The 9426-nt window shown below is 68.7% G+C and carries 5 protein-coding genes and 1 pseudogene; 1 reads left to right on the top strand and 5 read right to left on the bottom strand.

Annotation, left to right across the window (positions count from 1 at the left end; genetic code table 11):
• Positions 1-362: 362 nt before the first annotated feature.
• Positions 363-850, top strand: a pseudogene (locus ACZ6I3_RS07245) (transposase); the annotation flags it as partial.
• Between the two features lie 247 nt (positions 851-1097).
• Here the strand turns inward: ACZ6I3_RS07245 and ACZ6I3_RS07240 are convergent.
• The 5 genes from ACZ6I3_RS07240 to ACZ6I3_RS07220 form a co-directional block, all read right to left on the bottom strand.
• Positions 1098-1751: a response regulator gene (locus ACZ6I3_RS07240; protein WP_469412455.1), complete on the bottom strand. Its 654-nt coding sequence runs from the start codon at positions 1749-1751 to the stop codon at positions 1098-1100.
• Positions 1748-2881, bottom strand: coding sequence for a sensor histidine kinase (locus tag ACZ6I3_RS07235; protein WP_469412454.1), 1134 nt, complete (start codon positions 2879-2881; stop codon positions 1748-1750). The genes ACZ6I3_RS07240 and ACZ6I3_RS07235 overlap by 4 nt, the downstream gene beginning before the upstream one ends.
• A gap of 79 nt (positions 2882-2960) precedes the next feature.
• Positions 2961-4163, bottom strand: a complete 1203-nt coding sequence (locus ACZ6I3_RS07230; protein WP_469412453.1) for a DUF418 domain-containing protein — start codon at positions 4161-4163, stop codon at positions 2961-2963.
• 148 nt (positions 4164-4311) lie between these two features.
• Entirely contained in the window at positions 4312-7704 is a 3393-nt protein-coding gene (locus ACZ6I3_RS07225) for a S8 family serine peptidase (protein WP_469412451.1), read from the bottom strand.
• Between the two features lie 181 nt (positions 7705-7885).
• Positions 7886-9313, bottom strand: coding sequence for a polysaccharide deacetylase family protein (locus ACZ6I3_RS07220; protein ID WP_469412450.1), 1428 nt, complete (start codon positions 9311-9313; stop codon positions 7886-7888).
• Positions 9314-9426 lie beyond the last annotated feature (113 nt).

Genomic DNA, 9426 nt, shown 5'->3' with positions numbered 1-9426 from the left:
CCCTCCCCCCCCCCCCCCCCCCCCCCCCCCCCCCCCCACCCCCCCCCCCGCCCCCCCCCCCCCCCCCCCCCCCCCCCCCGGCGCCGTTTTTCCGAAATCACTTCAGCGTGTTCGTCAGCCGAACCGAATATCTTTGCCCGCGCACGTACGCTGCCGATGGTCCTTGCGCATGGGAAGCCTATAGCCGCAGAGGGCCGAATCTGCTCCACCGACCGACGAGTACCGTTCTCCTCATTTCGGAGGAGCGCCTCCTCGATCGGCTCAGCACTTAGTACCCTCTTACGGTCTGCGCCGCGTTTCAATGCCGAGCACCCCATACATTTTGCCCGACCCCTTCCACCACGAAAGGAGTTGGGCACATCATGTTCACTACGGCGGATCATCTCCCACGTGGTGAGGCGGAAGTCTTCCCGGCATGGCAGACCTGTAGCTCATTCGTTCCGGACGGCTTGTGGGACCTGGCTAAGCCACTGATTCCGGAACAACAGACGCGGCCGCAGGGAGGTGGTACGGCGAATACCCCGGATGAGACCTTGTTCGCGGCCATTGTCTACGTACTCGTCAGCGGTTGCGCCTGGCGGGCCCTGCCGCCGTGTTTCGGCATCTCGAAGTCAACGGCTCACCGTCGGTTTGTGATCTGGTCCAAAGCCGGATTGTGGGGCCGGCTGCACGGCGCCGTTCTGCGCAGACGCGCCGACGCGCGCCTGATCCATATCTCTCGCCTCGTTCTCAACTCCGCTCGTGTCCGGGCTGAGAAGGGGGCGAACACACAGGTCCGAACCCCGTGGGCAGGGGTGAGAGGGATTCCGCGATGCGCCTTCTGCGGGACGCGGCCGGACTGCCCCTCGTCGGCAGGACGACCGGAGTGAGGAGCGCCGGAGGGGCCTCCTCTTTAGCTGGGCCTTCACTCCTCGCCGTATGCGGCTCCTCCGGGGATTCTCAGGAGATCGGTGGCCCGGAGGTCGCCCGCTGCATCTGTGCCCGGATCCTGGCGCTCGGCCTTCTGGGCGTGGGGCTCATCCCACCGCGGCTCGGCGGCGGCACGGGATTCGTCACCCGCCGCCTTGCCGAGGTGGCCCCGCGCCGTGGCGGAGCCCTCAGCGCGGCTGCCTGTCGATCAGTCCCGCCCGGCTGGCGATGAGTGCCGCTTGGACCCGGGTGCGGGCGTTCAGCTTCGTGAGCAGCTTCTGGACGTGGGACTTGACGGTGCTCTCTTCGATGTGAAGGTGGTGCGCGATCTGCGTGTTGCTCAGGGCGTGGCCGAGGAGAGCGAGGACGTCACGCTCTCGCGGTGTCAGCTCGGCAGGCAGTTCGTAGGGGACGCTGTCTCCGCTGGATATGCGCGCGATCAGCCTTCCCGTGGGCCCGGGTGAGACGAAGCCGTCTCCCCTGGCGGTCGCCCGGATGCCGTCGAGCAGGGTGGCGGCGCTGTCTTTCTTCAACACGAAGCCGGCGGCTCCCGCTTGCAGGGTGCCGTACAGGTACTCGTCGAGGTCGAAGGTCGTGAGCGCGAGTACGGCCGGCGGGTTCGGGGCGCTCATGATGCGGCGCGTGGCCACCACCCCGTCCATCTTGGGCATCCGGATGTCCATGACGACCACATCCGGGTGGAGCCGGGCGGTCATCGACACCGCCGCTTCCCCGTCGGCGGCTTCCCCGACGACCTTGAGGTCGGGTTCGACGTCGATCATGATGCGCATGCTGGAGCGCACCATGTCCTGGTCGTCGGCCAACAGTACGGAAAAGGTCACGGGACATCCTTGTGCAGGGGCAGGGCCGCCTCGACCGTCCAACCACCCTCTGGTCTAGGCCCCGCTGCGGCCCAGCCGCCACACTGCGCCGCGCGTTCACGGATTCCGATGATCCCATGGCCGGACGAGGTCATGTGCGAACTGGCGCGCAGGACGCCGTCGTCATCGATGCGCACATGCAGGTGATCACTGCCGAAGGCCAGGTGGACGGTCGCGTGCGGCGGGAAGGCGTGACGGGTCACATTTGTCAACGCCTCCTGAACGATGCGGTAGGAGGCGTGATCGACCAGGCTGGACAGCGGGGAGGAGTCGCCGCTGATGACGATGTCCACATCTGCGCCGGCCCGGCGGGCTTCCTCGGCCAGCAGTTCGATGTCTCTCAGCGACGGCGGGGTGGCGGTACCGATGTCGCCGTCGTCGTCCCGCAGGGTGCCGAGCATGCTGCGCAGTTCACTCAGCGCGGTACTGATCTCCTGGCCGATCTCAGCGAGAGCCTCACTTTCGGGGGTGGTGCATCCGTGCTTGCGGACATGGCCTTCGGCCGTGATCCGCATGGTGACCGCGCTGAGCCGGTTGGCCACCACGTCATGGAGCTCCCGGGCGAGGCGCAGCCTCTCGTCGCGGACTGCGGCGCGGGCGTCCAACTGGCGCAGGTGTTCGGCCTGTTCGGCCTGCGTGGTGGCGAGCTGGACGCGGCCGCGTACTGCCTCGGCGACTGCCACCACCACGACGGGTACGAAGCTGACGCTCACCGTGCTGTAGATGAGGAACGCAGGATCGAAGGCATCCGCATCGCTCATACGGATGCTCTGATACGCATCCAGGGCGACACACGTCCCGAGCGTGACGATGGCGGTCAGCCGCAGGCGGCCCGTTCCCGTGGCGATCGCGCTGAACACGGCCACCCACAGGGCGGCCTGCGCCGTGGTCGGAAGGGGGCGGTCGGAGAACAGGATGGCAGACGCGACGGCGTAGCCCAGACCCGCGATGGCGAGCGCCGTCGCCGGGCGGGTGCGGCGCAGGGTCACGGACGCACCGAGCGCGACGGCGGTGATCAGGATGGCCAGTAGCCATCCCGTGGTGTAGCCGATCCACAGCAGGTCACCCACGTCGATCACCGCAGTGACCACGCCCAGGCAGGCGACCGTGGCGAGGTGGGAACGGGACATGCTCGGCGGTCCGCCCGGTATGCCGGATCCGGGCTCCCCGCTACGTGGTGCTGACAAGGGTCTCCTTCGGGCATGTGCGGCCGGACCGGCGGAACGGAGCATCCACCGCGGCCCGCCACACCAGCTCGAACGGCCCCTGACGGAACCGTCGCAGCCACAACGACGCCGCGAGCATCAGCACGGCGCTGATCGCTGCCCACGCGACAATGGTGCCGACGCCGCCCAACGGTCCCATACGAAGGCCCCATTCGCTGAAAACCACCATCGCGATGACGTTCTGGAGCATGTAGCACGACAGCGCGGTACGGCCGACGGCGGCGAAGCACCCGGCGACGAACCCCGTACCGCCGCGCCACCGCAGCAGCACGAGAATGAGTCCCAGGTAGCCGAAGGCCACGATCGGGGCGATGGTGTACCGGGAGAACGCGCCGGCCACCTCCTGTCCGGCCAGGGGCAGAAACTCCCACAGCGTCAGCGGTACGCCCACGCCCAGGCCGATCAGAGCGAGCCGTCGGCTGATCGTTCGCGCCCGCGCGTCGCCCTTGAAGAGCCCGGCGCGCCACAACAGAGCCCCGGATAGGAACAGAAGCGCCGAAAGCGGCGGCGCTATGACGAACGCCTCGTACCGTGCGTCCCAGAAGACGTCCAGGCGTCCGAGCACCTCGCCGGCATATGTGCTCGGCGGCAGGTCCGGGAGCGGGGCCGCATCGGCGGCGGAGGCATCAGCGGATCCGAAGTCGTCCGAGGTGTAGCTCCGGTACCGACGCAGTTCCATGAACAGGTGCAGTGCTCCGGCGAGCACGGCTGCAACGACGAGCCAGCGAGTGCGCAGCAGCATCAGGGGGGCGACCACCATGGCCACGAGGGCGTACCCCATGAGGATGTCGAAGTCGATGACGAGCGCGAAATGCACGAACCCGTCGGCCAGCAGGAGCAGCGAACGCCATTCGTAACGCCAGATCCAACGGTGTCCATTGCGGAGCGCGGATTCGAACTGGATGGCCATCCCGACGCCGAACAATATCGACAGCAGCCCGAGGAACTTCCCGTTCGACAGTGCCGAGGATATCTGGTCAATGTACGCCGTCCAGCCCTCTGTCGGCCCATCGGTGGCGGCGTGAGAGTTCCAGTTCTCTCCTATGGAAGTGAATATCCAAATATTGGTCAACAGTGTTCCGACAATCGCGATTCCTCGGAGAACGTCAAGCGATTGGACCCGCCCAGCAGTACTCGTCTTTGACATCTTGTGATGCTAGGTCGGCGAAATCCCTGACCGCTTCGGCCAGGCGACGGGTTTCCAGCTCATCATTTCGGTGGAGAACTGCCATGGGCATAGAGCTCCCGGCCCGGGAGAACCGGGACCGGGAGCCTCAAGAGCGCCGTCGGACGCGTCAGTGAACTGTGGCAAGTCGGTAGGCCCGTATGACGGTCTGGGTGACGGTGTTGCCCGCCTTGTCCGCTGCGCTGATCCGCAGGGAGACGTATCCGGCGCGACTCGGGTGGTGGAGCAGGACACTGCCATCACTGCCGTGGCGGGTGACATGGACGGTCTTCCAGGTGTGGCCGTCATCGTAGGAGACCTGGAGGGCCAGCCGCTTCACCGCCGACCGTTGGGCACCCGTGGGGCGCTGCACAGTGAGTGGGACGCGGAAGGTACGGCCGGCACGGGCAGTGCTGTTGAGGTCGACGTCTCCCCCGGTGCGTACGGTCAGCAGCGGCAGCGCCGAGGACGTCGAGCCGCGGGGCCGTGCCGAGGTGAAGCCCCAGGTCACCGTGGAGCGAGTGCCGAGCGCCGTCCAGTCGGCCGTGCGCGTGGTGCGGGTGGTCAGGGTGTAGCGGCGCTTGGCGGCGCTGGGGACGGTGAAGCCGATGTTCGAGAGGTCGCCCGTTCGGTCGATGACCCGTCCACCGGAGGACAGCGCGACGTCGCCGTAGACCCCGGGGTTGGAGGAGCCGTCGAGGCGCTGCCCCGTGCCTGTGGCGGCATACGGCGCCAGGTCCAGGGACACGTGGTTGCCCTTGCGGGTGGAGCTGTAGACGGCTGGGCCGACGGGGGCCCGGTTCCAGTCGACGGTGTACGTGCGTCCTGCCTGGTAGCGACGGACCGCGGTCGTCTCGTCATGGTCCGGGAGAGTGCCGTCGGGCCTGTTGTCCGTAGTCCCGAAGAGGTCGAGGTAGTGCTTCCAGGTGAGTCCGGGGGCGACTGAGTAGTACTCGGTCACTCGGCTCGGCAGTGCGGTGGGCAGCGTCGGGATGAACGGCATCAACTCCGCCTCGTTCGTCGGCAGATCGGAGCGCACGGCTGCTACCCGCTTGCCGCCCTGGGAGGCGTAACTGGCATGCACGGTGGCTAGTTGCCGGTCGTGGACGACGGGGTTGGTGTCGGCAGGAATGCCGCCCTTGTGTGTCTGCCGCAAGGAGTAGCGGTAGGCGCCGCCCGAGTCCTTGCCCGTGAAAGTGGCGGAGGCGGCGTAGCGGACGCCCGGGGCCTGCGCGGTGGGCGTGGCGTACAGGGTGGCCTTGCTGCCGACGACGGCGGTGAGTGAGTAGCCGTCGATCCCCTGCCCCCCGGCCAGCGCGAGGGTGGCCGAGGTGGACATTGCTCTGGCGTCGCGGTGGTCGACGCGGGCCGAGACCTTGCCGGCCTTGCGGCCGTCGAGTGTCACGGTGCGGTCCTGGTCGGTGCGGATGCCGGTGGCGGCGAGCAGGGTCCGGGTGCCGGTCCGGGTGGCGGAACCGTCGAGCTTGGCAAGGCTGTCGTCGACGCCGAGGATGGTGTAGTCGTCCTTCGGCAGGCGCAGCCGGAACGTGCCGTCGCTCCCCAGCCGGATCTCCTGCTGGATGCCGGTGCGCGGGCCGAAGACTGTCAGCAGTGCGCCTGCGGCCGGCCTACCCTGAGGGTTGAGGCCGGTGACGGTCAGTGTGTGGCGTTCGGGTTCGGCGAACAGGCCGAACGCGGTACGCACCGTGGTGTCTCCGGCGGTGGCGAGGACGGCGCCGCCGTAGCGGCCGACCTGGGCCTTGGTGGTACGGCCGGTGACGTTCGCGGTGGCGGTGCCGTGCGCGGGGACGGTCACGCTGGTGGCGCCCAGGGAGAACATGCCGGCCGGGGCCCGCTTGCCGCCCGGGCCGTAGGTGTCCAGGGCGAGCTTGAGAGTGACCGCCTGGTCGCCGTCGTTGCGGTAGGTGATCTGCCGAGTGGCGGTGGCGTCGGCGTGCGGCCAGGCGAACAGGCCCAGGTTGGCGGCGCCGGAGGTGGCGTGGACCTTCTGCTTCAGGGCGCGCACGATGTCGAGGCGGCCGGAGCCCTGTTGGAAGGCGGTCAGGTTCTTCAGGCCGTGCGCCGAGGAGGTCAGGGCCCGCTTGAAGTCGGCGGCCTTCCAGGTGGGGTGGGCCTGAGCGAGGAGGGCCACGGCACCGGTGACGTGCGGAGCGGCCATGGATGTGCCGGACGCCTGCTCGTAGCGCAGGTTGGGCATGGGCGTGTCCATGTTGGTGCCGTCGGCGCGGGCGCCGATGATGTCCGAGCCGGGTGCCACCAGGTCGGGTTTGACGGCGGCGTCGCCGAGTCGAGGGCCCTGGCTGGAGAAGTCGCTGAGGGTGTCGCGCTTGGTGGTGCTGCCGACGGTGAGCGCGGCGTCCGCGCTGCCGGGGCTGCCGATCGTGCCGTCCACGCCGTTGCCCTTGGGCCCGCCCTCGTTGCCGGCGGCCACCACGAACAGAGTGCCCGTCTGTGCGGTGAGCCGGTTCAGGGCGGTGGCCACCGGGTCGGTTCCGTCGGTGACGGTGTCGCCGAGGCTCATGTTGACGGCGACCGCGTGCTGGGCCGCGGCCCACTCCATGCCCGCGATGATCGCACTGTCCGGGCAGGTGCCGTTGTCGTCGCAGACCTTACCGATGAGCAGTTTGGCACCCGGCGCGACGCCCGCGTACTTGCCTTGGGACGCTGCGCCCGTGCCGGCGATGGTGGAGGCGGTGTGGGTACCGTGCCCGTATCCGTCCTTGAGGCCGGCGCCAGTGAAGACCTTCGAGGCGGCGATGCGGCCCTTGAAGTCGGGGTGGTTGGCGTCGATGCCGGTGTCCAGATCGGCGATCAGCACGTTCTTGCCGGTGATGCCGGACTTCCATGTGGCGGGGGCACCGACGATCTTGTTGCTCTCGTCGTCCAGGACCCTGGCCTTGCCGTCCAGCCAGAGCTTGCTGACACTGCTGGACAATTGTCCCTTGAGCAGTGACTGCCACAGACCACTGGTGCTCCTCTTGGGCTGGGTGAGGGTGCCGCCGTTCAGAGCGCGCAGGGTGCGTCCGAGGTCGGCTCCGTGTGCGGTGAGTGCGGGCCGGGCGGCCGCCTTGCCAGCCCGTGCCATGACGATCAACGGCAGTGAGCGCGAGCGCGCGTCGTCCCGACCGATACGGATCAGCTCCGTGACGTCGAACAGCCGCGCGTCCAACTTCCCGGTGGACAGGGGGTACTCGGCGTCCTGGGGAATCACGCTGATGTGCTGTGTCCCGGCTCGGAGGGTGCGTACGAGGCGGAAGCCCATGTCCTCCCGGCCCTTGTCGGGCAGCACGGACACGGCGGGAGCCTTTCTGCCGGGCTGGGGGCGCAGAATGACCCGGTCCCCGGTGATGAGAGTGACGGTTCTGGCGGTCTCCGTGCGCTGCCCCACCGACGCTGCTTCGGGGGCGACCGCCTGCGCGACCGGTCCCTGCACGGCGACCGAGACGGCCACCACACCTGCGAGGGCGGGGAACATCCCCCATCTGACTGGCTTGGGCAGCAATGCGTACTCCTTCGGTGTCCGGCTCCACGCCGGAATCTGACGGTTCAACAACTGGGTGGCCGACAAGCGGACTCGGGCCGCCGTTGGCCACTCGAGGCAGGAGCTCGATCACGCCGTACGCGACGCCGGAGCTGAGATAGGCGGTGGCGCCGGCTCCGCTGCCGAGGTCGAGGGCGGGTGCTCAGAGGCTGGCGCGCAGGTGGCTGACCGTGACGAAGTGGTAGCCGCGGGCGGTGAGGGTGCGCAGGATCTGCGGGAGCGCGGCGACGGAGGTGGCGTGGATGTCGTGCATGAGGACGACGCTGTTGCGCTGCGCCTTGTCGATGACGGTCTGGGCGACCTTGGCGGCGTCGGGATACCTCCAGTCCTCGGTGTCCACATCCCAGAGCACCGGCGAGAGGCTGGTGGCCGACCGGACCGTCGAGTTGACGGCGCCGTAGGGCGGGCGGAAGAGGGTGGGCCCCTTGCCTGTGGCGGCCTTGATTGCGGCGCTGGTGCGGTTGAGTTGGGAGGCGATCTGCTCGGGGGTGAGCTTGGTGAGGTCGGGGTGGTTCCAGGAGTGGTTCCCGACCTCGTGTCCGGCGCGGGCCTCGGCGCGCACCAAGTCGGGGTGGGCGGCGACGTTCTGTCCGGTGGTGAAGAAGGTGGCGCGTGCCTTGTACTGCGCCAGGTGATCCAGCAGGGTCGCGGTCTCGGGTGCCGCCGGCCCGTCGTCGAAGGTCAGCGCGATGCACTGGACCTGCTTGCAGTCGGTGTCGTCGTCGCCGGAGGCGGTGTGGGTGGGGACGGCCGGGCCGGGGGTGTTCGGCGCGCCCAGGTCGAGCGAACGGCCGGGGGTCATGGTCTGCCGCTGGGCGCGCTTGCCGAACGCGGACAGCCAGGGGGTGACCGTCTTCTTGGAGAGGGTCACCAGGAAGGTTCCGGCGGGCGGCGCGCCCACCTCGCCGCTGTCGAAGCTCACCTGCAGCCCGCCGTCAGCGGTGAAGGCCATGTTGTCCAGAGCGGTGGCGCGGGAGGCCGGATCGGAGAGCGTGCCGTCGAAGGTGGTCGGGTCGAAGCCTTCGCGCCCCTTGAGCTCGTCCTTCAAGGTGGAGATGAAGGCGTTCCGGGAGTCGTCGGCGATGAGTCCGAGAGCAGTGCGGTAGTCGCCCGCGTCGCCGTCGTACCAGTACGCCCTGGCCGACAGCCCGGACCCGGCGCCGCTGCCGTCCTGTGTGGTGAGCCGGACGCCGAGTACATCGCCGGAAGCCACCAGGAACCTGTGGCTGACGTTGAGCTCGCCGACTGAGCCGTTACACGCCCCGTCCCCCTCACGGAATGTGGCCAGGCGCTGCTCCACGTCCTTCTTCATCGCGACCGTCATCGCCTCCGCGCCGGGTACGTCCGGGTAGCTCGTGGCGAAGGGACAGGAGCGCTGCTCGCTGCTGTTGCCGACGATCTGCAGGCCCTTGATCTTCGACGGGTCGACGCTGCGGACGGGTGAGGGGGATTCGGCAGCGGCATGTGGCGGGCCGGCGGATCCCGGCTCCGAGGAACCGGAGGAACAGGCCGTTGTTGTCGAGAGTGTGCCGAGCAGCAGAAGCGAGGGCAGCAGGGTGCGAGTGCGCATGTGTGACCAGAACCTGGGAGAGGGGAGGGCGGACGCCGTCGGCGGGCGCCGCGGTCGTTCTGGTCACGAGCGTCCAGGTCAGAGGCGTTTTTCAGCGACCCTCGACGCCACTC

The organism is Streptomyces sp. NPDC041940 (assembly GCF_055589465.1).
Note: the sequence above shows the minus strand (reverse complement) of the source record. Positions and strands in the feature narration are given on the sequence as shown.

What these genes read in the sequence shown, in the direction of transcription:
- ACZ6I3_RS07230 (WP_469412453.1), bottom strand. Translation starts at nt 4,163, where the DNA reads ATGTCAAAGACGAGTACTGCTGGGCGGGTCCAATCGCTTGACGTTCTC.
- ACZ6I3_RS07220 (WP_469412450.1), bottom strand. Translation starts at nt 9,313, where the DNA reads ATGCGCACTCGCACCCTGCTGCCCTCGCTTCTGCTGCTCGGCACACTC.